The sequence below is a fragment of the Paenibacillus contaminans genome (genome assembly GCF_003285015.1).
Classification (GTDB): domain Bacteria; phylum Bacillota; class Bacilli; order Paenibacillales; family NBRC-103111; genus Paenibacillus_V; species Paenibacillus_V contaminans.
Map to the genome: position 1 here is coordinate 1 of NZ_QMFB01000044.1, position 24,242 is coordinate 24,242.

The 24,242-nt window shown below is 51.8% G+C and carries 26 protein-coding genes, 1 pseudogene and 1 other annotated feature; of the genes and pseudogenes, 26 read left to right on the top strand and 1 reads right to left on the bottom strand.

From position 1 onward, the window contains the following. Positions 1 to 252 precede the first annotated feature (252 nt). From DQG23_RS37845 to pssA, 8 genes are all read left to right on the top strand, one after another. On the top strand, positions 253 to 1,350 hold the full coding sequence (locus DQG23_RS37845; RefSeq protein WP_113036241.1) for an MBL fold metallo-hydrolase: 1,098 nt from the start codon (positions 253 to 255) through the stop codon (positions 1,348 to 1,350). A gap of 165 nt (positions 1,351 to 1,515) precedes the next feature. Further along, on the top strand, positions 1,516 to 1,977 hold the full coding sequence (locus DQG23_RS37850) for a CtsR family transcriptional regulator (RefSeq protein WP_113036242.1): 462 nt from the start codon (positions 1,516 to 1,518) through the stop codon (positions 1,975 to 1,977). A gap of 120 nt (positions 1,978 to 2,097) precedes the next feature. After that, entirely contained in the window at positions 2,098 to 2,613 is a 516-nt protein-coding gene (locus DQG23_RS37855; RefSeq protein WP_113036243.1) for a protein-arginine kinase activator protein McsA, read from the top strand. A 15-nt stretch (positions 2,614 to 2,628) separates the two neighbouring features. Next, positions 2,629 to 3,696, top strand: coding sequence for a protein-arginine kinase McsB (locus DQG23_RS37860; RefSeq protein ID WP_113036244.1), 1,068 nt, complete (start codon positions 2,629 to 2,631; stop codon positions 3,694 to 3,696). A gap of 57 nt (positions 3,697 to 3,753) precedes the next feature. Continuing rightward, the gene (gene clpC, locus DQG23_RS37865; RefSeq protein WP_113036245.1) at positions 3,754 to 6,198 is read left to right on the top strand and encodes an ATP-dependent protease ATP-binding subunit ClpC; all 2,445 of its coding nucleotides are present in this window, start codon (positions 3,754 to 3,756) and stop codon (positions 6,196 to 6,198) included. 314 nt (positions 6,199 to 6,512) lie between these two features. Beyond that, entirely contained in the window at positions 6,513 to 7,880 is a 1,368-nt protein-coding gene (gene radA, locus DQG23_RS37870; RefSeq protein WP_113036246.1) for a DNA repair protein RadA, read from the top strand. Positions 7,881 to 7,904: 24 nt separating this feature from the next. Further along, complete coding sequence (gene disA, locus DQG23_RS37875; RefSeq protein WP_192894693.1) at positions 7,905 to 8,975, top strand: DNA integrity scanning diadenylate cyclase DisA; 1,071 nt, start codon at positions 7,905 to 7,907, stop codon at positions 8,973 to 8,975. Positions 8,976 to 9,027: 52 nt separating this feature from the next. After that, on the top strand, positions 9,028 to 9,726 hold the full coding sequence (gene pssA / locus DQG23_RS37880) for a CDP-diacylglycerol--serine O-phosphatidyltransferase (protein WP_113036248.1): 699 nt from the start codon (positions 9,028 to 9,030) through the stop codon (positions 9,724 to 9,726). 106 nt (positions 9,727 to 9,832) lie between these two features. On the opposite strand, the gene DQG23_RS37885 is transcribed toward pssA, so the two are convergent. Next, on the bottom strand, positions 9,833 to 10,228 hold the full coding sequence (locus DQG23_RS37885) for a nucleoside triphosphate pyrophosphohydrolase family protein (protein WP_113036249.1): 396 nt from the start codon (positions 10,226 to 10,228) through the stop codon (positions 9,833 to 9,835). A 224-nt stretch (positions 10,229 to 10,452) separates the two neighbouring features. Here DQG23_RS37885 and DQG23_RS37890 point away from each other — a divergent pair, with 224 nt between their 5' ends. The 18 genes and pseudogenes from DQG23_RS37890 (at position 10,453) to DQG23_RS37975 (ending at position 24,204) form a co-directional block, all read left to right on the top strand. Further along, positions 10,453 to 11,544 carry a PIN/TRAM domain-containing protein gene (locus tag DQG23_RS37890; protein WP_113036250.1) on the top strand — a complete coding sequence of 364 codons (1,092 nt, stop codon included), beginning with the start codon at positions 10,453 to 10,455 and terminating at the stop codon, positions 11,542 to 11,544. Between the two features lie 88 nt (positions 11,545 to 11,632). Next, the gene (gene ispD / locus DQG23_RS37895; RefSeq protein WP_113036251.1) at positions 11,633 to 12,337 is read left to right on the top strand and encodes a 2-C-methyl-D-erythritol 4-phosphate cytidylyltransferase; all 705 of its coding nucleotides are present in this window, start codon (positions 11,633 to 11,635) and stop codon (positions 12,335 to 12,337) included. After that, a complete protein-coding gene (ispF, locus tag DQG23_RS37900; RefSeq protein ID WP_113036252.1) occupies positions 12,334 to 12,816 on the top strand; it encodes a 2-C-methyl-D-erythritol 2,4-cyclodiphosphate synthase in 483 nt (160 codons plus the stop codon). Before ispD ends, ispF begins: the two co-directional genes overlap by 4 nt. Before the next feature lie 108 nt (positions 12,817 to 12,924). After that, a complete protein-coding gene (gltX, locus tag DQG23_RS37905) occupies positions 12,925 to 14,382 on the top strand; it encodes a glutamate--tRNA ligase (protein WP_113036253.1) in 1,458 nt (485 codons plus the stop codon). A 390-nt stretch (positions 14,383 to 14,772) separates the two neighbouring features. Continuing rightward, positions 14,773 to 15,525, top strand: coding sequence for a serine O-acetyltransferase (cysE, locus tag DQG23_RS37910; RefSeq protein ID WP_113036254.1), 753 nt, complete (start codon positions 14,773 to 14,775; stop codon positions 15,523 to 15,525). A 30-nt stretch (positions 15,526 to 15,555) separates the two neighbouring features. Next, positions 15,556 to 16,956, top strand: coding sequence for a cysteine--tRNA ligase (cysS, locus tag DQG23_RS37915; RefSeq protein ID WP_113036255.1), 1,401 nt, complete (start codon positions 15,556 to 15,558; stop codon positions 16,954 to 16,956). A 6-nt stretch (positions 16,957 to 16,962) separates the two neighbouring features. Then, on the top strand, positions 16,963 to 17,385 hold the full coding sequence (locus tag DQG23_RS37920; protein ID WP_113036256.1) for a Mini-ribonuclease 3: 423 nt from the start codon (positions 16,963 to 16,965) through the stop codon (positions 17,383 to 17,385). A gap of 48 nt (positions 17,386 to 17,433) precedes the next feature. Next, the gene (rlmB, locus tag DQG23_RS37925) at positions 17,434 to 18,177 is read left to right on the top strand and encodes a 23S rRNA (guanosine(2251)-2'-O)-methyltransferase RlmB (RefSeq protein WP_113036257.1); all 744 of its coding nucleotides are present in this window, start codon (positions 17,434 to 17,436) and stop codon (positions 18,175 to 18,177) included. Between the two features lie 12 nt (positions 18,178 to 18,189). Beyond that, on the top strand, positions 18,190 to 18,702 hold the full coding sequence (locus DQG23_RS37930; RefSeq protein WP_113036258.1) for an NYN domain-containing protein: 513 nt from the start codon (positions 18,190 to 18,192) through the stop codon (positions 18,700 to 18,702). Between the two features lie 423 nt (positions 18,703 to 19,125). Next, the gene (gene sigH, locus DQG23_RS37935) at positions 19,126 to 19,773 is read left to right on the top strand and encodes an RNA polymerase sporulation sigma factor SigH (protein WP_113036259.1); all 648 of its coding nucleotides are present in this window, start codon (positions 19,126 to 19,128) and stop codon (positions 19,771 to 19,773) included. Positions 19,774 to 20,013: 240 nt separating this feature from the next. Further along, positions 20,014 to 20,163 (top strand): 50S ribosomal protein L33, encoded by a 150-nt coding sequence (gene rpmG, locus DQG23_RS37940; protein WP_113036260.1) that lies wholly within the window; start codon positions 20,014 to 20,016, stop codon positions 20,161 to 20,163. Positions 20,164 to 20,180: 17 nt separating this feature from the next. After that, positions 20,181 to 20,393: a preprotein translocase subunit SecE gene (gene secE / locus DQG23_RS37945; protein ID WP_113036261.1), complete on the top strand. Its 213-nt coding sequence runs from the start codon at positions 20,181 to 20,183 to the stop codon at positions 20,391 to 20,393. Positions 20,394 to 20,414: 21 nt separating this feature from the next. Beyond that, a complete protein-coding gene (nusG, locus tag DQG23_RS37950) occupies positions 20,415 to 20,948 on the top strand; it encodes a transcription termination/antitermination protein NusG (protein ID WP_113036262.1) in 534 nt (177 codons plus the stop codon). Positions 20,949 to 21,011: 63 nt separating this feature from the next. After that, on the top strand, positions 21,012 to 21,437 hold the full coding sequence (gene rplK, locus DQG23_RS37955) for a 50S ribosomal protein L11 (protein ID WP_113036263.1): 426 nt from the start codon (positions 21,012 to 21,014) through the stop codon (positions 21,435 to 21,437). A 105-nt stretch (positions 21,438 to 21,542) separates the two neighbouring features. Further along, a pseudogene (rplA, locus tag DQG23_RS37960) lies at positions 21,543 to 22,273 on the top strand (50S ribosomal protein L1). 57 nt (positions 22,274 to 22,330) lie between these two features. Beyond that, positions 22,331 to 22,463, top strand: a sequence feature (ribosomal protein L10 leader region). Positions 22,464 to 22,601: 138 nt separating this feature from the next. Then, positions 22,602 to 23,099 carry a 50S ribosomal protein L10 gene (gene rplJ / locus DQG23_RS37965; RefSeq protein WP_113036264.1) on the top strand — a complete coding sequence of 166 codons (498 nt, stop codon included), beginning with the start codon at positions 22,602 to 22,604 and terminating at the stop codon, positions 23,097 to 23,099. Positions 23,100 to 23,150: 51 nt separating this feature from the next. Next, positions 23,151 to 23,516 (top strand): 50S ribosomal protein L7/L12, encoded by a 366-nt coding sequence (gene rplL, locus DQG23_RS37970; protein ID WP_113036265.1) that lies wholly within the window; start codon positions 23,151 to 23,153, stop codon positions 23,514 to 23,516. Positions 23,517 to 23,601: 85 nt separating this feature from the next. Continuing rightward, positions 23,602 to 24,204: a class I SAM-dependent methyltransferase gene (locus DQG23_RS37975; RefSeq protein WP_113036266.1), complete on the top strand. Its 603-nt coding sequence runs from the start codon at positions 23,602 to 23,604 to the stop codon at positions 24,202 to 24,204. Positions 24,205 to 24,242 lie beyond the last annotated feature (38 nt).

Here is a 24,242-nt window from a genome sequence, read left to right on the forward strand (position 1 = left end):
GTTAAGCCCTCCAGCGCCAATGGTACTTGACCCGCAGGGGTCTGGGAGAGTAGGACGTTGCCAAGCAGCTGACAGCACCTTTACCGAATAATCGGTAGAGGTGCTGTTTTTTGTGTTGCTTTTTATAGGTTGCGTAGGCGGCGTTAACGATGGTAATGTCAAATATGGATAGAATAATACGAAAAACGACAAAATAAGTGTTTTGGAATGTAAAAAACATCCAGCTCAATCGGGAAGGAAGGTTGAACAACAATGAGTTATTTTTTCATTTTCTTAGTTTTACTTTGTACGGCAGTTATTTTGTATATAACCATACATCCGGTATTCGGCGGAAATCCGACCAAGGAACAAAAAGAGACATACAACCGATTTAATAATTACGTAAACGGTAAGTTCGCCAATCAAGTGCCGACAAAGATGAAGATGAGTGCATCCGATATGATTTCTATGGGCAAAGAATATTTTTCAGGCAATAAAGACCGCAATCCTGCAGGTCGAATCCTCGTTTCCGCCATCGATTGGGACAAAATCAAAAGTGAAGAAGACAGTTTAACTTGGTTCGGGCATTCCGCTTTTCTGCTAAGCATCGATAACAAAAAGATACTCGTAGACCCGATGCTGGGTCCGGTCGCTTCGCCCGTTTCTTTTGCAGGAAGCAAGCGCTACAGTGAAGATATGCTGCCCATTATTGATCAAATGCCGCCTATTGACGCTGTTTTTATTACACATGATCATTACGATCACTTAGATTATCCATCTATACGGAAGCTAAAGAGCAAGGTCGGTCATTTCTTCGTTCCTTATGGCGTGCGTGCTCATTTGATTCGATGGGGAGTTGCCAAGGAGAACATTACGGAATTCAATTGGTGGGATGAAACCGAATTCCAAGGCTTGACCGTTGCATTGACGCCTTCCAAACACTTCTCCGGGCGAGGTATTTTTAATAAAGATACGACCTTGTGGGGCGGTTGGGTCATTCTTGGCAAACAAACGCGTTTCTATACCAGCGGGGATGGCGGTTATGATACGCATTTTAAGGAAATCGGAAAAAAATACGGACCATTTGATATCGCTCTAATGGAAGGCGGTCAATACGACAGACGCTGGTCTTGGGTTCATATGACGCCTGAAGAAGCCGTGCAGGCATATAAGGATGTAAATGGGAACAATATGATGCTCGTGCATTGGGGAGCTTTTACCCTTGCTTATCATGGTTGGGCCGAGCCTATCGAACGAGCCTTAATGGAGGCGAAGAAAGCAAATGTGAATCTTATCGCTCCTAAAATCGGCGAAACGGTTCCCTTAAACGGTCATTTATCCGTTCCTATTTCATTATGGTGGAATACATAAGGGAGTAGGCTAATTACGCGACAAGCGGATAAACCTGCCGTATAAGAAAAACAGGAACCGTCAACAATAAATACCGATTCCCTCTTGGCAAATGAAAAAAAAGTGCTATAATAAATTTAAAGTCAAAGAAAGTCAAAGTCAATTTACTTCTGAGGAGGATAGTGAATGCGCAATGTTTCGGAGATCATCGAGCATTACTTGAAACAAACATTACTGCAAAGTCCGAATGGCGTCATTGAAATCCAAAGAAATGATTTGGCCGAACGCTTTCAATGCGTCCCTTCGCAAATTAACTATGTGATCAGCACGCGTTTTACGATTGAGAAAGGCTATCTCGTGGAAAGCAAACGGGGCGGCGGCGGCTACGTCAGGATCCAGAAGGTCGAGCTTAGCTCGCAAGGAACGATTCTCGATCATATTTCGCGTACGGTTGGCGATCACATTGACCAAACTACTGCGGAAGGGCTGATTTATCAGCTGCTGGAAGGCGAATTTATTACAACCCGTGAAGCGAATTTATTTAAAGCGGCGATCTCGAGAGAGGTGCTTGCCTTTAAACTGCCGCTCCGGGACGAAATTCGCGCCACGATTTTGAAGGCGATGTTGATTGCGCTGCTTAGCCGATAGCTGCATAAGCTCATGTTTTGTAGCCTATACAGTTAAGCGTATAGCTCTCAGTAACCTTGAGTACTGCACCCGGTTTGGCTGACGTCAATCATTCCCTTTATATGATAGGAGGCTGATCGTATGAATTGTCAGGAATGCGGAAAGAAGCCGGCCACGCTTCATTTTACGAAGATTGTGGGCGGCGAGAAAACCGAATTCCATATTTGCGAATCATGCGCGCGAGAGAAGGGCGAATTGATTCCTGGTACGGCCAACGGCTTTTCGATCCATAACCTGCTCTCGGGACTGCTCGAGTTCGGACCTTCGACAGGATCCGTAGCATCCAAAATGCAAACGCTCAGGTGCGAGCAATGCGGACTAACGTATTCGCAATTCAGCAAGCTCGGGCGATTTGGCTGCAGCTCGTGTTATCGGCATTTCGAAGAACGGCTGGATCCGTTATTTAAACGCGTACACGGCAATACGGTTCACGTCGGGAAAGTGCCTAAACGTACCGGCGGGCTCATAAAATATAAAAGGGAGCTCGAGCAGTTGAAGCGCGAGTTGTCCTTCCACATCGAGCGCGAGGAATTCGAGAATGCGGCCGAAGTCCGCGATCAAATTCGCGAGCTTGAGAAAAAAATAGCGGGTTTGTAAAGGAGGCGATCGAGAATGGCGCTGGAGCGCTTTGTCAACGAGGCATCGAGCGAGTGGATGAAATGCGGAGGGCCTGATGGCGATATCGTTATCAGCAGCCGGATTCGGATCGCGCGCAATTTGCAAAGCTATCCGTTTCCGATGCTGGCGACGAATCAACAATCCCAGGAAGTGCTTGATCAAGCGGCAAACGTAGTCAATAGCGGCGACCTGCAGGAGATCGGCGACTTTACGTTGATTCCGCTCTCGGACTTGAACGAAGTCGAGAAAAAGGTGTTCGTGGAAAAGCATTTGATCAGCCCCGCGCTTGCAAACGAATCGCGTAACGGAGCGGTTATGCTTAGCGGGAACGAGTCGATCAGCATTATGATCAACGAGGAAGATCATTTACGGATTCAGTGCCTTCGGGCGGGATTTCAGGTTCAGGAAGCGTGGGAGACCGCGAATCAAATCGACGATATTTTTGAAACCCACTTGGGTTATGCATTCGATGAAAACCGCGGTTATTTGACAAGCTGTCCGACAAATGTCGGAACAGGCATTCGGGCTTCCGTCATGATTCACTTGCCGGCGCTTGTGGTAACCCAGCAAATCAATCGTATTTTATCCGCTATTACCCAGGTCGGGCTTGCCGTGCGCGGCTTATATGGAGAAGGCAGCGAAGCGATCGGCAATTTATTTCAAATATCGAACCAAATTACTTTAGGTCAATCGGAAGATGAAATTATCGAAAATCTGCATAGTGTAGTAAGACAGATTATCGAGCATGAACGTGCGGCGCGCGCCAAGCTGCTCTCCGAATCGGGCCATCGGTTGGCGGATCGGGTGTATCGTTCCTACGGTATTTTATCCCATGCCATCATCATGGATTCGAAGGAGGCGGCGCAGCGTTTGTCGGATGTTCGGCTCGGACTCGATCTCGGCATCTTGAAGAACGGCTCGGCACAAGCGCTGAACGAGCTTCTTGTGATGACGCAGCCGGGTTTTTTACAGCAATATGCAGGAAAAAAGCTGACGCCTGAAGAAAGAGATATTCGAAGAGCGGAATTAATTCGCCGGCAGCTTGCCCAGCAAAGCTCTTGAATATCTTCTCGTTAAGGAAACAGGCTTGACAACCCACGTATAACGGAGGTGCGAAGCATGATGTTTGGCAGATTTACGGAACGTGCGCAGAAAGTGTTGGCCCTTGCACAAGAAGAGGCGGTAAGGTTAGGCCATAATAATATCGGAACCGAGCACATTTTGCTTGGCTTGATCCGGGAAGGCGAAGGCATTGCGGCAAAAGCGCTTATCGCGCTGGGACTGGACCTCGAAAAAATTCAGGACGAAGTGGAGGCGCTCATTGGCCGCGGTCAAGAGCAGCCGACCAATATCGCTTATACGCCGAGAGCCAAGAAGGTCATTGAGCTTTCGATGGATGAAGCGCGCAAGCTGGGACATACGTATGTGGGAACGGAGCATATCTTGCTCGGTCTCATTCGGGAAGGTGAAGGCGTCGCTGCGCGTGTGCTCAACAACCTCGGCGTCTCGCTTAATAAAGCTCGTCAGCAAGTGCTGCAGCTGCTCGGCAGCAGCGAGGCCGTATCGACCAATCACGGTACGCCTACGAATGCAAGCACGCCGACGCTGGACGGCTTGGCCAGAGATTTGACTTCCTATGCGAAAGAAGGCAATCTCGATCCTGTCATCGGCCGCGGGAAAGAAATCGAGCGCGTCATACAGGTGTTAAGCCGCCGTACCAAAAACAACCCGGTGCTGATCGGCGAACCGGGCGTCGGTAAAACGGCGATTGCCGAAGGCTTGGCGCAGCGCATCGTCAATAATGAAATTCCCGAAACACTGCGCGATAAACGGGTTATGACGCTGGATATGGGATCGGTCGTAGCAGGCACGAAATATCGCGGCGAGTTCGAAGACCGTTTGAAAAAAATTATGGACGAAATTCGTCAAGCAGGGAATATCATTCTGTTCATCGACGAGCTTCATACGTTGATCGGTGCAGGCGGAGCGGAAGGCGCGATCGATGCCTCGAATATTCTTAAACCTTCCCTTGCGCGCGGCGAGCTTCAGTGCATCGGAGCTACGACGCTCGACGAATATCGCAAATATATCGAGAAAGACGCCGCTCTGGAGCGCCGGTTCCAACCGATTTCGGTGGATCAGCCGACGCCGGAGGAAGCGATTCAAATTTTGCACGGGCTGCGTGACCGCTATGAAGCGCATCATCGTGTGAAAATAACGGACGAAGCGATCGTGCAAGCCGTTAAGCTTTCGGACCGGTATATTACGGACCGGTTCCTGCCTGACAAAGCGATCGACCTGATCGACGAGGCCGGCTCGAAAGTGAGGCTGCATTCCTTCACGGTACCGCCGAATTTGAAGCAGCTTGAGAGCAAGCTCGAAGACGTGCGCAAAGAGAAGGACGCTGCAGTGCAAAGCCAGGAGTTCGAGAAAGCCGCTTCCTTGCGCGATACCGAGCAGAAGCTGCGCGAAGAGCTGGACTTGACGAAGAACGAGTGGAAGGAAAAGCAAGGCCGTACCGATTCCCAGGTGACGCCGGAAGATATTGCGCAGGTTGTGGCCAGCTGGACCGGTATTCCGGTAAGCAAGCTTGCTGAGGAAGAAACCGACCGTCTTCTTAAAATGGAATCGATCCTTCACGATCGTGTTATCGGCCAAGAAGAAGCGGTTAAAGCGGTCAGCCGGGCTATTCGCCGGGCAAGAGCAGGCCTCAAGGATCCGAAGCGTCCGATCGGCTCGTTCATTTTCCTCGGTCCTACGGGCGTCGGTAAAACGGAGCTTGCGCGGGCGCTTGCCGAATCGATGTTCGGCGACGAGAATGCCGTCATCCGCATCGATATGTCGGAGTACATGGAGAAGCATTCGACCTCCCGTCTGGTCGGGGCCCCTCCGGGATACGTCGGCTATGAGGAAGGCGGACAATTGACCGAGAAGGTTCGCCGCAAGCCGTACTCCGTCGTTCTTCTCGACGAAATCGAGAAGGCGCATCCGGAAGTGTTCAATATCCTGCTTCAAGTGCTTGAAGACGGAAGGCTTACCGATTCCAAGGGACGGACGGTCGACTTCCGCAATACGCTGATCATTATGACGTCGAATGTCGGCGCCGATATGATCAAGAAAAACACGACGCTTGGCTTTACGGCCGGAAACGACTCGTCGAAGGATTACAACAACATGAAGGACCGCGTCATGGGCGAGCTCAAAAAGAGCTTCCGTCCGGAGTTCCTTAACCGGATCGACGAGATCATCGTGTTCCACTCGCTCGACGAGAAGCATATCGCCGAAATCGTTACGCTTATGGCGGAAGAGCTGCGCAAGCGGCTTAAAGAGCACGAGGTCGACTTCCTGTTGACGGATGCGGCCAAAGCTTTCCTCGCCAAGGAAGGGTTCGACCCGACCTACGGCGCGCGTCCTCTGCGCAGAGCGATCCAGAAGCATATCGAGGACCGGTTGTCCGAAGAGCTGCTTAAGGGCAATATCGAGAAGGGCGATCATCTGACGATTGACGAACGCGAAGGCGAATTGGTCGTTTTGAGAAATGAACCGGCTGTCATTCAGCCGTAAGCCTTAAATAAGTAAGAAGCATCTTGCGGAGTCGCCGGATTCCGCAAGATGCTTTTTTTTGTTTTATCGGTAAAGAATAGTACTGGACGGGCGTTGAATCTCAATACGATGGGCCGTCTAGCGCAACCGTTGCAACTTCACCGCTGTATGTATCGTCTAGAAAAAGCGATGGAGCCGTTTGGCCGGAACGCGGGATTTTGTCGAATGCCTATATAAAAATAGGAAATGAAAGGGGTTTTCTCCCCTTGTGCAAAATGGTACAATTTTGAGTGACATATCGGAACGGATCGATTTGCGAAGAACAGGAGATGGCAATGGCTAAACCGAAAACGAAATTTTGCTGCCAGGAGTGCGGCTTCGAAACGCCGAAATGGCTGGGCAAATGCCCGGGCTGCCAGGCATGGAACAGTATGGTCGAAGAAGTGGAGACGGTGGTCAAGACGCAAGGATTTCAGTCGCCGCATCTTCGGACGCAAGAAAAGCCGACTTCGATCATACATATAGAAAGTGCGCGCGAACCGCGCGTGTTGACGGACAATCAGGAGCTAAACCGGGTACTGGGCGGCGGAATCGTTCCGGGATCACTTATCCTTGTGGGAGGAGATCCGGGAATCGGCAAATCGACGCTTTTGCTGCAAACGTCATTTGCGCTGACCGAGAAAAATCTGAAGGTGCTTTATATATCCGGGGAGGAATCATCCCGGCAGATCAAGCTGCGGGCGGATCGCTTGGAAGTTACATCGGAACAATTGTTCGTATTGTGTGAAACGAATGTAGAGCTTATCCTCGAAGCGGTCGAACAGGAGCAGCCGGACTTTATCGTCATCGATTCGATTCAAACGGTCTATCATCCGGCCATCGCTTCGGCTCCGGGCAGCGTTTCGCAGGTTCGGGAATGCACATCCCATTTTATGCGCATAGCTAAGACGAAAGGGATTGCAACCGTCCTCGTCGGACATGTTACAAAAGAGGGTGCGATCGCGGGTCCGAGGCTGCTCGAGCATATGGTCGACTGCGTGCTTTATTTCGAAGGAGAGCGGCATCATTCGTACCGTCTTCTGCGGGCTGTGAAAAACCGTTTCGGATCGACGAATGAAATCGGGATTTTTGAAATGCTCGAGTCCGGGCTGGTGGAAGTAAACAACCCGTCGGAGCTTTTTCTATCGGAACGGCCTATAGGGGTTTCAGGCTCTACGGTGGTCGCCAGCATGGAAGGAACGCGGCCGGTACTGGTGGAGCTGCAAGCGCTCGTTTCGCCGACGAATTTCCCGACGCCGAGAAGAATGTCGACCGGTGTCGATCACAATCGGCTGTCGCTCATTATAGCGGTGCTCGAGAAAAGAATGGGCATGTTTTTGCAAAATCAAGACGCGTTTCTGAATGTGGCGGGCGGTGTGAAGCTGGATGAGCCGGCAGTCGATTTGGCGATTGCGGTCAGCATCGCATCGAGCTTTCGTGATAAACCGACGGAGCCTTACGACGTGGTGTTCGGCGAGATCGGCTTGACAGGAGAAGTGCGCGGCGTGTCGCGCGTGGACCAGCGCGTGAAGGAAGCGCAGAAGCTCGGCTTTAAACGCGTTATTTTACCGGAGAAGAGCTTGAAGGGCTGGACGCAGCCGAAAGGCATCGAAATCGTAGGGGTTAACACGGTGACGGAGGCGCTTGCGCAAGCGCTGCGATAGGCTGAAGACAAAGGGGGGTCACTGATGGAGAAAAAAGATGATGTCATGAGCTTGCTGCTGCAAATGGTAGCGCCAGGCACGATGTTCAGGGACGGCCTGGAAAACGTGCTGCGCGCCAAAACGGGCGGTCTCATCGTAGTCGGCTACAGTCCTGAAGTCATGGAGATTGTGGACGGAGGATTTTCGATCAATTGCGATTTTTCGCCGAACTATTTGTACGAGCTTGCCAAAATGGACGGAGCTATTATTATAAGCGAAGATTTAAAACGGATCTTGTATGCCAATACGCAGTTGATCCCCGATTCGTCGATATCGTCGATCGAAACCGGCATTCGTCACCGGACGGCGGAACGCGTGGCCAAGCAGACGGGAAAGCTTGTCGTATCGATTTCCCAAAGACGTAACGTCATCACGCTGTATCAAGGCAACTTGCGCTATGCGCTCAAGGATATCGGCGTCATTCTAACAAAAGCGAATCAGGCAATCCAAACGCTCGAAAAATATAAATCGGTACTCGATCAAACGTTGACGAACCTTGGGGCGTCCGAATTCGAGGAGCTGGTCACGCTGCACGACGTCACAAATGCGCTGCAGCGCATCGGCATGGTGCTGAAAATACGTTCGGAAATCCGCAAGTACATTAACGAGCTTGGGACGGAAGGCCGTTTGATCAGCATGCAGCTGGACGAACTCGTTGCCGGGACGGAGCAGGAGGAGCTATTCCTCGTCAAGGACTATTGCAAAGACTTGGCTGAAGACAAGGTGCGGGATATTCGCGCGGGTCTCCGTAAGCTGGGACCCGAGGAAGTGCTCGATCATCACCATATTGCCCGCTTGCTCGGGTTCATGCACTCCAACTCCGTTCTCGAAGAGCCGGTGTCTCCGCGGGGCTTCCGCATTTTGAGCAAAATTCCGCGGCTGCCGTCGATCATTATATACAATTTGGTCGAACGTTTCGAATGTTTGCCGCATGTGATGATGGCGACCATCGAAGAGCTGGATGAGGTAGACGGGATCGGCGAGGTTCGCGCGCGGACGATCAAAGAAGGGCTGAAGCGGATTCAGGACCAGGTCCTGATTGACAGACATATCTAAATTGCATACAATCAGAGGGTTAGGGTAAAGTTAACATTGAGGTGAACGACGAATGCTGAAGAAGTCTGTTCCCAACATATTTACAGTAGCCAATCTGTTTATGGGGATTATTGCAATCATACTTGTGTTCAATGATACACCGGTGTTTGATAGCATAGATAATGCAAACCTGGCGGCCATCATGGTCATTATAGCCATGCTGATGGACGGCATCGACGGGCGGGTGGCCCGCGCGCTTAACGTGACGAGCGAATTCGGCAAAGAACTCGATTCGTTATCTGATGTCATTTCCTTCGGGGTAGCGCCGGCTTTTATTATGTACGTAGTCGCTTTTAGCGATCTGAATCCTGCGACAGCATGGATCACGACTGCGATTTTCCCGATTTGCGGAGCTTTGCGATTGGCGCGATTCAATGTCGTGCAGAGCACGCCGGGTTACTTCATAGGCTTGCCGATTCCTGCGGCGGGCGGCATTCTTTGTACGCTTGCCTTGTTCCACCAAGAGCTGAATTCCTACTTTTTGGCCGCCTGCACATTGTTTCTGTCGTATCTGATGGTCAGCAAGGTCAAATATCCGAGCTTCAAGAAAGTGGCTCTTCCCAAAGTAGCCGTATGGATTCTGATGCTCATCGTCGTGGTGGCGGTTGTAGTCGTAATCATGTACCCGCATTACTTGACGAGGATGGTATTTGTGCCGCTTGTCATTTACGCGCTGTGGGGAACGTTCCAAGGCTTGAAGCGCAAACGCTGATGCCGCGCATAAACAATCGAAAAAGCTCGAAAATAAAAAGCATTTATTTTCTCCGAATCGGGAAAGTAAATGCTTTTTTTGTGCGTTTGAAATAGACGGATTTGAGTTAGGACAGGTTGAATAAGCCGAGCGTCGAGCATTTTTTGGATTCGTTCTCGACGATCTGCTCCAGGTCGACTTCAAGCAGATTGCAAAGCGATGCCATATAAAACAAATTTTTGCCGAGCTCGTTACCAACGATTTCACGGCAATGCTCGCAGAGGCGTCCCTCCACATGGGTTTCAAGCTGAAGCTTCGCTTCGTCGAGCGACATATCGGGCGCGTATTCTTGCTTGCCGGCGTTAACCGCAATACAGCCGCATTCCGTGATCGATTTCGTCACAGCACGGTTGGCAGCCGCGTTCGACTGCTGGAATTTAGACAGTACATCCAATAAACTGCGGTGACGGAGCAACAGGTCTGAAACTTGCTCTTGGAATTGATGTAACGTCATCGTGCTCAATCCACTCACCTCGTATCATCGATTCGGCACGTTCCCGCAAAAGAAAATCGTCTTCGGAAGCGCGCACTACGTTTTCGAAGAAAACGGCTACGGAAGCATCCCCTCTGGTTCCATTATATAGGAGACGGCTTGTCAATTCAATTTCGGTCCGTTTAGCTTGGAACGATTTGGTTCATACTGATAACGATTCGTATTCTATCAATCACATTCAGGGGGTGACGCACATGACCAAAAGATGGCTGCAATTACTTGCGGCGGCGGCAGGCGGCATTATGGGTTATCATTGGCTGGAATCAATCGGAGGACCGTTTTTTCAGTGGGTAACGACAATCTTTGGCATAAGCGACATACAAGGCAAACCGTTTTGGATGATGGGGATTGGCATGCTGGTATTTTTTGCGGCTGCGGTTTGGGTCAGCGAATATGGCATGAGGCTGGTGCGTAAAGGCGAAGAGTCGGTATCGCGCGTGCCGTTTGCCAATCTGGTGTCGGGATTGCTCGGCTTAATTATCGGGCTGCTCATCTCGGTGCTGCTGTTTCCGTCGCTTGAGAAAATCAGTGCAGGCGGTTCTTTTGTGCCGATAATCGTTACGTTTGCGCTAGGGGGGTACGGTTTTCGTTTCGGGTATACGAAAAAGGACGATATTACCGCATTTATATCCTTGATTCGCATCGGCAAGGAGCCGGAAGCCGGTAAGAAGCGGCCGGAGGAGCATAAAATTTTGGATACGAGCGTCATCATCGACGGCCGGATCGCGGATATATGCAAAACCGGATTTATCGAAGGAACGCTGGTGATACCGGAATTCGTCCTGGAGGAGCTCCAGCATATCGCGGATTCATCCGATCTGCTGAAGCGTAACCGGGGACGCCGGGGGCTCGACATTCTCAACAAAATCCAGAAAGAGCTCGAAGTGAAGGTGCTGATCTACGAAGGCGATTTCGAAGAGATTTCCGAGGTGGACAGCAAGCTGGTGCGTTTGGCGAAGGTGCTTGGCGGGAAGGTCATCACGAACGATTTTAATCTTAACAAGGTATGCGAGCTGCAGGGCGTTCCGGTGCTGAATATCAACGATTTGGCCAACGCCGTCAAGCCGGTCGTGCTGCCCGGAGAGGAAATATTCGTGCAGGTTATCAAGGACGGCAAAGAGTACGGGCAAGGCGTCGCCTATTTGGACGACGGTACGATGATCGTGGTCGAAGGCGGCCGCGAATACATCGGAACGACGATGGAGGTCATGGTGACAAGCGTCCTTCAGACGTCCGCGGGCCGCATGATATTCGCCAAGCCGAAACTGTTGGAAAAAGCGCAGTAAAACGTTTATGATAGGAAGAAGCGTATGCCGCCGCTTTGCTTTTGCAGAGCTGCGATGCTTCGCCTAAATGTTTTACGGGAGAGTAGCGATGGGGAAACTTGGCGTTGTCGTCGTAGCGGCGGGCAGAGGCACGCGCATGCGCACGGCGGAAAGCAAACAATACTTAATGATCGAAGGCAAAACCATTCTTGCACATACGCTGGAGACGTTTCAGCATCTTCCCGAAGTGGACGAAATCGTCGTCGTTTCGGGTCAAGGGGATGAAGAAAGGTGCTGGGACGACGTCCGGCGGCATGATATAACGAAAGTGAGCCGCGTAGTAAGCGGCGGCAAGGAGCGTCAGCACTCCGTATATAACGGATTGCTTGCGCTTTCGGAAGGCGTCGAAGATGTGCTCGTCCACGATGCGGTTCGGCCGTTCGCGGAGCCGGAGCACATTTTGGCTTGTTGGCGCAAAGCTTGCGAAGCCGGTGCCGCCGTGCTTGCCGTGCCGGTGAAGGACACGATTAAGGTCGTAGGCGAAGACGGTACGATTCAATCTACGCCGAACCGGCGCAGCTTGTGGGCGATACAAACCCCGCAGGCTTTTCGTCTGTCTGCGCTTATTCGGGCGCATCGCGAGGCGGAGGCGGCGGAGTTTGTCGGAACCGACGATGCGATGCTTGTCGAAAGGATCGGCATGCAGGTGTCCGTAGTCGAAGGAAGCTACGACAATATCAAAATTACGACGCCGGAAGACTTGCCGCTTGCGGAGTGGCTTTTGCATAAACGGAGAGGAGTTCGTTCCACATGATTCGGGTAGGACAAGGGTTTGACGTTCATCAGCTGGCCGAGGGCCGCAAATGTATTATCGGCGGTGTCGAAATCCCGTTCGAAAAAGGGCTTTTGGGCCATTCCGACGCCGACGTGCTGCTGCATACGATCAGCGACGCGGTGCTCGGCGCGCTGGCGCTTGGCGATATCGGCAAGCATTTTCCCGACACGGATCCGGCCTTTAAAGATGCGGACAGCCTTAAGCTGCTCATCCATGTATGGGGCTTGGTGAAGGAACGCGGCTACCGGCTCGGCAACGTCGATGCGACGATCATTGCGCAGAAGCCGAAGATGGCGCCGTATATTCCTGCAATGGTCGAGATTATCGCAAAGGCGCTGGAAGCGGATGTCTCGCAGGTCAACGTCAAGGCGACGACGACGGAGTGGCTCGGCTTCACCGGGCGCGGGGAAGGCATAGCGGCGCAGGCGGTCGTATGCCTCGTTCAAGAGACGAAATAGCCGGTGCGATTTTATGCAGGCCGTTTATTTGAGCATGGCATCTATGCTATGATGACAGGATAACCGAAATCGGAAGTAGCAAGACATACAGATTAGGGGGGACGACGGATGACGCAAGAAGTACGCGTAAGATACGCTCCGAGTCCGACGGGGCATCTTCATATCGGAAATGCGAGGACGGCACTTTTTAACTATTTGTTTGCACGTCATCATAACGGTAAATTTATTATTCGTATCGAAGATACCGATGTTAAAAGGAATGTTGCTGGCGGCGAAGAAAACCAATTGACTTATCTCCATTGGCTTGGAATCGATTGGGACGAAAGCGTCGATGTCGGCGGAGAATACGGACCCTACCGGCAAACCGAACGGCTCGATATTTACCGTCAGTACTGGCAGCAGCTTCTTGATAGCGGCAAGGCCTATAGATGCTACTGCACAGAAGAAGAGCTGGAGCAGGAGCGGGAAGAACAAACCGCACGCGGCGAGATGCCGCGCTATTCCGGAAAACATAGGGATCTGACCGAAGAGCAGCGTCAAGCGTTCGAGGCGGAGGGGCGCGTGCCGAGTATTCGTTTTCGCGTGCCGGAGGGCCGTACGTACACGTTCGATGACATGGTAAAAGGAACGATTTCGTTCGAGTCCGATGTGAGCGGAGATTTTGTCATCGTCAAGAAGGATGGCATCCCAACTTACAATTTTGCCGTTGTGCTCGACGATTACCTGATGAAAATTACCCACGTATTACGCGGGGAAGATCATATATCGAACACGCCGCGCCAGCTGATGATTTATGAAGCACTAGGCTGGGAGCCGCCTCAATTCGGACATATGACGCTGATCGTAAATGAGAGCCGGAAAAAACTGAGCAAGCGCGACGAGTCGATCATTCAGTTTATCGAGCAATACGATGATCTCGGCTTCTTACCGGAAGCGATGTTCAATTTTATCGCCCTGCTTGGCTGGTCTCCGGAAGGTGAGGACGAAATGTTCTCGCGTGAGGAATTGATCAAGGTCTTTACGGCTAATCGCCTTTCCAAAAGTCCGGCGGTTTTCGATACGAATAAACTTAACCATATCAACAACCAATACATGAAAACGGTCGACCTGCCGCGTCTGATCGATCTGTGCGTGCCGTACTTGCAAAAAGCGGGCTTCCTCCCGCAGATGCTGAGCGCGGAGCAGCAGGAATGGGCCGCGGCGCTCGTCGCGCTGTACCAGGAGAAGCTGACATACGGCTCGGAAATCGCCGGCATGGCCGAGTTGTTCTTCCGTGACGACGTCACGTTCGACGAAGAGTCGAAAGCGCTGCTGGCGGAGCCGCATGTGCCGGCCGTAGCCGCCGCTTTCCTGCAGCAGGTCGAGCAATCGGCGGACTTCGCGCCCGAAACGATCGGCGCGATGCTGAAGCAGGTGCAGAAGGATACGGGATATAAGGGCAAGCAGCTGTTCATGCCGACCCGTGTGGCGCTGACCGGGCAAATGCACGGCCCCGACTTGAACAAAACGATCGCTTTGCTGGGGAAAGAAAAAGTAACCGGCCGTCTGCGGAACTTATTGTCATAACGGCAGGGAAGTTATATACTGTGAATTAATAATCGTTTTTGCGTTGATCAGGAGAGTACGAGCAAGACCGGGATTCCAGAGAGGATATTCGGACGCCCTAGCGGCGCCCGGCTGAGAAATATCCATTCCGTCTGCGAGGAAGTGCACCTGTGAGCAGTAAGGTCGAACGCGATCCGTACGAGCGGAAGCGTCGCATTTTGCCGGTAAGCCGGCAAGGGCGTGCAAGTAGACTTTGCCGGGCAGCTCCGATAAAGGCTAATGAAGCGGGCGGCCGAACGGCTGCTTAAGCAGAGTGGGACCGCGTGACAAAGCGCCTCTGCAGCATGTTTTCATGCTGCGGGGGCTTTTTATATTTCTCGGAAGGCATTGATGGGAGGATGGTGAAGCGTCATGTTAAGCAGCATGAAGTCCGACGTTCGGGCGGTATTCGATAACGACCCGGCGGCGCGAAGTGTTTTTGAGGTCGTGTTTACGTATTCCGGTCTCCATGCGATTTGGTTTCACCGGATCGCCCATTGGTTTTACAGGAGGAAATGGTACACGATCGCCCGAATCATCTCGCAAACGAGCCGCTTTATTACCGGAATCGAAATTCATCCCGGCGCGAGAATCGGCAGACGGTTTTTTATCGACCACGGAATGGGGGTTGTCATCGGGGAAACGTGCGAAATCGGCGATGATGTCGTCATGTACCACGGCGTTACGCTTGGTGGAACGGGGAAAGAGAGAGGGAAGAGGCACCCGACCGTCGGCAGCAACGTAGTCATTTCCGCCGGCGCGAAAGTTTTAGGCTCGTTCACGGTTGGCGATAATTCCCGTATAGGGGCAAACGCCGTCGTGCTCAGCGAGGTGCCGCCGAACAGCACGGTCGTCGGACCGAAGGCGCGCATCGTCAAAATGGACGGCGTTCGCGTCGATAAGCTCGACCACGCCAAGAACGTTCCGGATCCCGTCGTCGACATCATGCGTCAGATGCAGCAGCAAATCGACGAGCTGAAGGAAGCCTGGGCGCAGGAGAAAACGCAAGTGAACGGTTTGAAGGCGACATTGGAGCAGGAGCGCGACCGTTATGCCGTTCTGCTGACGAAGCTCAAGGAGGAGCGGGTGGCCGGCTTTCAGGCCGCGCTTGATGAAGCCAAATGATTTTCGAATATGCCAATTGGAGGAATAAACGTGTCATTGAAGGTGTATAACACGATTTCGCGGACCAAAGAGGTATTCGTCCCTCTTACGCCGGGGAAAGTAAACATGTATGTGTGCGGACCGACGGTTTATGATTACATTCATATCGGAAATGCCCGGCCGCTTATCTTTTTCGACGTCGTACGCCGTTATTTGCAGGCTTCGGGCTACGATGTCAAATACGTCGTGAATTTCACGGACGTCGACGACAAGCTGATCCGGAAGGCGGAGCAAATAGGAAGCACCGTCCCCGAGGTGGCGGAACGCTTCATCGAAGCATTCTTCGACAATACGCATTCGCTCGGCATCAAGGATGCGATCCACCCGCGGGTTACGGAAAACATCGGCGAGATCGTAGCTTTCGTGCAATCGCTCGTGGATAAAGGGGTTGCTTACGAGAGCGGCGGGGACGTATACTTCCGCACATCGAAGTTTCCCGAATACGGCAAGGTGTCGCATCAGAACCTGGATGAGCTGCAGTTTGGCATTCGCGTAGAGGTCGGCGACCTGAAAGAAAATCCGCAGGATTTCGTGCTCTGGAAAAGCGCGAAGCCAGGTGAAATATTTTGGGCTAGCCCATGGGGGAACGGACGTCCGGGCTGGCATATCGAATGCTCGGCGATGGTCCATAAATATTTGGGCGAAACGATCGACATTCACGGCGGCGGCCAGGATCTTCAGTTTCCGCATCACGAATGCGAAGTGGCGCAAACCGAATCGCTCACGGGTAAGCCGATGGCGAACTACTGGATGCATAACGCATACCTCAACATCAACAATGAAAAAATGTCCAAATCGCTTGCCAACGGGTTGACGGTCAAGGATATTTTGACGAAAACGTCGCCGCAGGCGGTCCGGTTCCTGATGCTGTCGACGCATTACCGCAACCCGCTCAACTTCAGCGACGATTCGATCAAGCAAGCGGAAAGCGGCATCGAGCGGCTGGCGAACAGCATAGCCAATGTGAAGCATAGGCTGCAGAACGCGGCGGCGGACAGTGCGGAAGTCGACGCCGAGCTTGCGAAAGCGGTCGAAGCGATCGACGCGTATTTCCGGCAAAAGATGGACGATGATTTCAATACGCCCGATGCGATTACGGCCATGTTCGAGCTAGCCGGCGAGGCGAACCGGTATTTGCAGCATCCGAGCGTGACGAAAGCGTCGCTTGAGCTTGTTTTGCGGCAATTCGAAACGATCGACGATGTGATCGGTATTTTGCCGAAGCAGGAAGAGGTGCTGCTGGACGAGGAAGTCGAACGGCTGATCGCCGAGCGCAACGAAGCGCGCAAACAGAAAAACTGGGCGCGGGCCGATGAGATTCGCAACCTGCTGACGGCGCAAGGGATTTTGCTTGAAGATACGCCGCAAGGGTTGCGCTGGCGCAGAAAGTAGCGGAAGATGGAAATAAGCGCATTTTCATTCCCGCCGTCCAAATCGCCTAACCTGCTTCACCCGCTCGTTCTCGCTTATGTCGGCGATGCCGTCTATGAAGCGTTCGTCCGCGAATTTGTCGTCTCGCTGGCCAATCACAGGCCGAATCATATGCACCGGCTGGCGACGCGCTTCGTTTCGGCGGGAGGGCAAGCGAAATCGCTGGAAGCGCTGATGGATCGGCTCACGCAGGAAGAGCTTGATATCGTCATGCGGGGGCGCAATGCCAAATCGGGCTCGGTCCCGAAGAACGCCGATGTGCTTGTCTACCGGCATAGCACCGCATTCGAGTGCTTGGTAGGTTATCTTTATTACTCGCAGCGGTTCGAGAGGCTGCATGAATTGCTGAGCGCAGCTGTCGGCGTTCATGCGGCCGATGCCGCCAAATAGATTAACGGTTCCGTGCCCGCTATCGGCTCGTCTATCAGGAGGATTAACATGGAAGAAGAAATGATTGCCGGGAAGCACTCCGTACTGGAGGCGCTTCGTTCCGGCCGCACGATCAACAAAATATGGATTGCGGACAATGCGCAGAAGCATCTTACGCTGCCGATTCTCGCAGAGGCCAAAGCTTCAGGCGTCATCGTGCAGACGGCGGATAAGCGCAAGCTTGACCAGATGGCCGAAGGCGTGCAGCATCAAGGCGTCGTTGCCCAGGTCGCCGCGTACGCGTATGCGGAGGTCGACGATTTGATCGCCCGCGCCAAGGAGAAGGGAGAGCAGCCGTTCTTGCTTCTGCTGGACGAAATCGAGGACCCGCATAACTTGGGATCGATACTTCGTACAGCCGAATGCACCGGCGTGCATGGCATCATCATCCCCAAGCGCAGGGCGGTAGGGCTCACGGCCACCGTGTCCAAAACGTCGGCCGGAGCCGTAGAATACGTTCCGGTAGCCCGGGTTACGAATTTGGCGCAAACGATCGAAGATTTAAAAGAGCGGGGCGTTTGGATCGCCGGAGCCGATGTCGATGCAAAGCAAGAGCTGTACCGCAATGACTTCACGATCCCGATCGCCATCGTGATCGGCAACGAAGGGCGGGGAATCGGACGGTTGATTAAACAAAAATGCGATTTCCTCGTCAAGCTGCCGATGTTCGGCCAACTGAATTCGCTTAACGCCTCGGTTGCCGCCTCCGTCTTTATGTACGAAGTTGTGCGCCAGCGCCATGCGAAGGGGTAACCCTTAACCCGAATGGAAGAAGTGCTTATTGTCGACGGATACAACATCATCGGGGCGTGGCCGGACCTGCAGAGATTGAAGGATATCGACCTGGAAGAAGCGCGGGACAAGCTGATCGGGCTGCTGTCCGATTATCAAGCGTACTCCGGGATGAAAGTGTTTATCGTGTTCGATGCGCATCAGGTGTCGGGACTTGGCGGGAAGTATACGCAGCATAAGCTGAAGATCATGTATACGAAAGAGAAAGAGACGGCGGACGAACTGATCGAGCGGCTCGTCAACGAGTGGATCGCCCGGCGAAGGCGCATTTATGTGGCTACTTCCGACATGACCGAACAGAACGTTATTTTCGGCAAAGGCGCGCTGCGGATAACGGCCCGCGAGCTGCTTGTGAAAGTGAACGAGAGCCGGAAGGAAGTCAGGCGTTCGATCGATGACGGGCGCCAGACCCGCAAAAACGCAGTAGACTACCATTTAAGCGATGAAGCGAAGTCGATTCTTGAAAAATGGCGCAGGGGCAAGTGATTGGCAATTTCCAGCTAGTTGACGATAATCGAAACGCTCATGTATACTAAGTTGTAAGTTTGTTGCGTTTTTCCTTGGTTTATCTGAAAGCATGCCGGATAAGCGGCGGCTTTCTACCTGCGGTAAACGCCAGCGTCGAAGACGCCGGTTGCCGTTAATCCATAGTCTGTCGGAAAGCATATCGCGGAAACGGATCTACCTACAGTAAACGCCATTAAAGGCGCCGGTAGACCTTTATCCTTGTATGCCGTAAGCTCGGCGGCGATAGGCTCCCCCCGGAGCAGTCGCCTTAACGCCAATGCCACAAAAGACCATGATGCCGTCTAGCGATCGGAACTTCGTAATCGGCGGTGCCTTCGGTAACACAAATAAGCGAAGGTCGACAGTTGTAAGCCTTACAGGCCGGGCCGGAGGGATTTTTTTGTGAGTGTTAACCTCAAAGATTTGAGCATGCATCAATTCGAGCACAAATCCGATGAAGACAATGTCGAGGCGGTCCGTCACGGCAGTGCGGAAGCACTGGAGTTTCTCATTAACAAATACAAAAATTTCGTAAGGGCGAAGGCGCGCTCTTATTTTTTAATCGGTGCCGACCGTGAAGATATCGTGCAGGAAGGCATGATTGGGCTGTACAAGTCCATTCGCGATTTTCGCGGGGACAAGCTGGCATCCTTTAAGGCGTTTGCCGAGCTCTGCATCACTCGTCAAATCATTACGGCGATCAAGACGGCCACCCGCCAGAAGCACATTCCCCTCAACTCCTACGTCTCCTTGGACAAGCCTATTTACGATGAGGATTCCGACCGTACGCTGCTAGACGTTATTTGCGGTTCGCGGGTATCCGACCCGGAAGAGCTGATTATCAATCAAGAGGAGTTCAGCGGTCTTGAGGATAAGATGGGAGAGCTGCTTAGCGATTTGGAGCGGCGTGTTCTGATGCTGTATTTGGATGGCAGATCGTATCAAGAAATTGCCGTAGATTTGGACCGTCATGTAAAATCGATCGACAACGCGCTGCAGCGCGTGAAACGGAAGCTCGAACGTTATCTGGAAGTTAGAGATTTGCAGTAAGCGGCACCCTATTCGAAATCGAAGCGGGGTGCTGTTTGTGTTTAAATGGAATAACAGCTAGGTTTGAAGAGCGTTCGTTCGGTCAATACTGATGGGAGGTTTCGCGGGACACCGGGTTATGTTGCCTTCCTTGACACGCTTAGTTGATTGTGATAAAGTATTGCAGGTAGCCCTAAATTGTCGCGCCTTTCCCGGGACAATTAGGGTTCTTTAATCGAGGTTGTCTTGGGAGGTGTAAACATGCGGGTAATCATTACGCTGGCATGCACGGATTGCAAGCAACGCAACTATGCGTCCAATAAGAACAAGCGGAACAACCCTGACCGCATGGAGAAGAAGAAGTATTGCAAGTTTTGCAATGGACAAACCCTTCATCGCGAAACACGGTAATAGCCGGAGGTGTAGCTGTGACGTTTCTGGGTAAATTGAAGCAAGGATTCGGCTCTACGTTCTCCTTCTTTGCCGACTGCTGGTCGGAGCTTAAGAAGGTGAAGTGGCCTAGCCGCAAAGAACTGGTCAGTTACACGATCGTGGTCCTGGTCACGGTTATCTTTGTCACGATTTATTTCTCTGTCCTTGACCTGATTATCTCCTATCTCGTTCGGCTATTCACCGAATAAGCGGGAACGAAAGGTGAGATTATGGAAAAAAGATGGTATGTCGTGCATACCTATTCCGGGTATGAGAACAAGGTAAAAGCGAACTTGGAGAAGCGTGTTGAATCCATGAACATGCAGGACAAAATTTTTCGCGTACTCGTTCCGATGGAAGAAGAAATCGTGAACAAGGACGGGAAGAAGAAAACCGTGATGCGCAAAGTGTATCCCGGCTATGTTCTCGTGGAAATGGTGCAAACCGACGATTCGTGGTATGTGGTGCGCAATACACCAGGCGTTACCGGTTTTGTCGGATCCACTGGGTCCGGTTCGAAGCCGACTCCGCTACTGCCTGAAGAAGTCGAAGCGATTCTGAAGCATATGGGCATGGAAGAGCCTAAGCCGAAGATCGACTTTGAGCTGAAGGAAACGGTTCGTGTCAAAGTAGGTCCATTTGCCAATTTTGTCGGCTCTGTCGAAGAGATTATTGCGGACAAAAGCAAGCTTAAGGTGCATGTTAACATGTTTGGTAGGGAAACCCCGCTCGAGCTTGAATACACGCAAGTGGAAAAGCTGTAAGGCTGGTCAAGCGGGAAGGGAAAGGTCCCGTCAACAGAGACTACACGCAAGGAGGTGTTACGCATGGCAAAAAAGGTCATTAAAATGGTCAAATTGCAAATTCCCGCAGGGAAAGCAAATCCGGCTCCACCGGTAGGTCCGGCGCTCGGTCAAGCAGGCGTGAACATTATGGCATTCTGTAAAGAATTCAATGCTCGCACGGCTGATCAAGCAGGCTTGATTATTCCGGTAGAAATTACGGTGTTTGAGGATCGTTCGTTTACGTTCGTCACCAAAACGCCTCCGGCTGCTGTCTTGCTTCGTGTTGCTGCCGGTATCGATAAAGGATCAGGCGAACCGAACAAGAAGAAAGTTGCAACTGTTAAACGCGATAAAGTTCGCGAAATCGCCGAGCAAAAAATGCCTGACCTGAATGCGGCATCCGTGGAAGCGGCAATGCGCATGGTGGAAGGTACAGCTCGCAGCATGGGCGTTACAATCGTCGACTAATCCAGAAGATGCTTCCCGAAATGATTCGTCATTTCTTTTGGATGTAAGGCCTTAGGGCCATATGTGGGAGGATTATCCGCTATCACCACAAAGGAGGAACTGCAAATGCCGAAACATGGTAAGAAATATGCCGAGGCTGCAAAGCAAGTTGACCAAACTGCGCTTTTCGAGCCTGCCGATGCGGTTGCACTCGTTAAAAAAGTGGCAACTGCTAAATTTGATGAAACCGTTGAAGTCGCTGTTCGTTTGGGCGTTGACTCGAAGAAACAAGACCAAGCGGTACGTGGCGTAGTTGTACTGCCTCACGGAACTGGTAAAACCAAACGCGTGCTTGTTTTCGCCAAAGGCGAAAAACTGAAGGAAGCGGAAGCTGCCGGCGCGGATTATGTTGGAGATCAAGAACTGATCGCCAAAATCCAACAAGGCTGNGAGATCAAGAACTGATCGCCAAAATCCAACAAGGCTGGTTCGAGTTCGACGTTTGCGTAGCAACGCCGGACATGATGAGCGAAGTTGGTAAATTGGGCCGTATCCTCGGCGGTAAAGGCTTGATGCCGAACCCGAAAGCAGGAACAGTTACGTTTGACGTAGCTAAAGCGGTTCAAGAAATCAAAGCCGGTAAAATCGAGTACCGTCTCGACAAAGCCGGACAAATTTTGGCTCCAATCGGAAAAGTTTCGTTTGACGAGCAAAAGCTTGCAGAAAACCTGCGTGCTCTTATCGAAGCGCTGGTACGTGCTAAGCCGGCTGCCGCTAAAGGTGTATACCTGAAAAGCGCCGCTTTGTCGTCGACGATGGGTCCGGGCGTGAAGCTGAACCTGCAATCGTTTAGATAAGCCGCCGTTCTTTCCCATTTGACTTTACGGGTTAAGACGTGTTACGCTAAGCGATGTTAAAAATGAATATGCTTGCCGTAGACAGTAGGTGCTCGCAAGAGCTTAATGTCCTACCGAGGTGTGTGATATAGATTCGGGAACGGAATCGTCATGCCTTCGCTTTGTCTGCGAAGGCTTTTCTATTTGTCGCGAATGCGGCGGGAAACGGCCTTTTGCAAAGATAAGCATGTGAGGGATTCCGGAATAGGCATCGGTCTGATCCGGAATCGGCGAGTGAGTCAGAAAATTCGCGTGAATTTATGTTCACGCCGGTTTAGGAGGTGTAACGATGGCAAATGCGAAGATTCTTGGAGAAAAATCGCAACTCGTCTCCGAAGTGACGACGAAATTGCGTGAAAGCTCTTGTACGGTCGTAGCTGACTATCGTGGACTAACGGTTTCTCAAGTGACTGAACTGCGTAAGCAGCTTCGTCAAGCAGGTGTTGAGTTCCAAGTTGTGAAGAACACGCTGGTTCGCCGTGCGACGGCTGAAGCCGAGCTTACCGATCTCGATCAATATTTGACGGGCCCGACTGCGATTGCGTTCAGCAAAGACGATGCTGTGGCTCCGGCAAAAATTTTGTCCGATTTCGCGAAGAAGAACGACAAACTGTCCGTTAAAGCGGGCGTTGTCGAAGGTAAAGTCGTAGACCAAACCCAAATCAAAGCGCTGGCCGAGCTTCCTTCCCGCGAAGGTCTCTTGTCCATGTTGCTCAGCGTGCTTCAAGCGCCTATGCGCAACTTCGCCCTTGCGGTTAAAGCCGTATCGGAGAAGCAAGAAGCGTAAGCTAAGACTTATAAATAACGAAAACTTATTATTGATAATGGAGGTTTAACCATGAGCAGAGAGCAAATCATTGAAGCGATCAAAGGTATGACCGTACTTGAACTGAACGACCTGGTTAAAGCAATCGAAGAAGAATTCGGCGTAACAGCAGCAGCTCCGGTTGCAGTTGTTGGCGGCGGCGCAGCAGCAGCGGTTGAAGAAGAGCAAACTGAATTCGACGTAATCCTGATGAACGCAGGCGCTTCGAAAATCAACGTTATCAAAGTTGTTCGCGAAATCACAGGTCTTGGCCTGAAAGAAGCGAAAGACTTGGTTGACGGCGCACCGAAACCAGTTAAAGAGAAAGTTTCCAAAGAAGATGCGGAAGCTGTCAAAGCTAAACTTACTGAAGCTGGCGCTACAGTAGAAGTGAAGTAATGACGCAACTTCGACCCCTTGAAGCTTTGCTTTCAAGGGGTCGATTGCATTTTTTGGGATATAGATATGTTCCGGAGGGATTTGTTTGAGCGAGCACTACTATTCCGCCAAACCTACGGTCGGCCACGAGATTCATACGATTGAAGAAAGGTTGAGAGGGCGGCTGTATACGTTTAAAACCGATGCGGGCGTTTTTTCGAAGAAAGGCATCGATTTCGGAAGCCGGCTGCTTATTGAATCGATGGAAATAGCCGGCGGTCATCATGTTCTGGACGTAGGCTGCGGGTATGGACCGATCGGTCTTTGTGCGGCGGTGCTGGCGGGGTCGGGGACGGCGACGCTGATCGACATCAATGAACGGGCGCTCGGGCTTGCTGCCGAGAATGCGCAGCGCAACGGGATCGGGAATGCCGCCGTTCTGCAAAGCGATGCTTTGGCCGGAGTGGCCGGGCGCAAGTTCGATCGCATTTTGACCAATCCGCCCATACGGGCCGGTAAAGAAGTCGTGCACCGGATCTTTGAGCAATCGGCCGAGGTGTTGAAGTCCGGGGGACAGCTTTGGGTCGTCATTCAGAAGAAGCAAGGGGCGCCATCCGCTTTTGCCAAGCTGGAGCAGCTGTTTGATGGGAATGTAGCCGAAGTGTGCAAAGATAAAGGCTACCGAATTTTTCGGGCGATAAAAAGTTGACTTGACATTTTGAATATGGTATTATAATAAAATGTCAG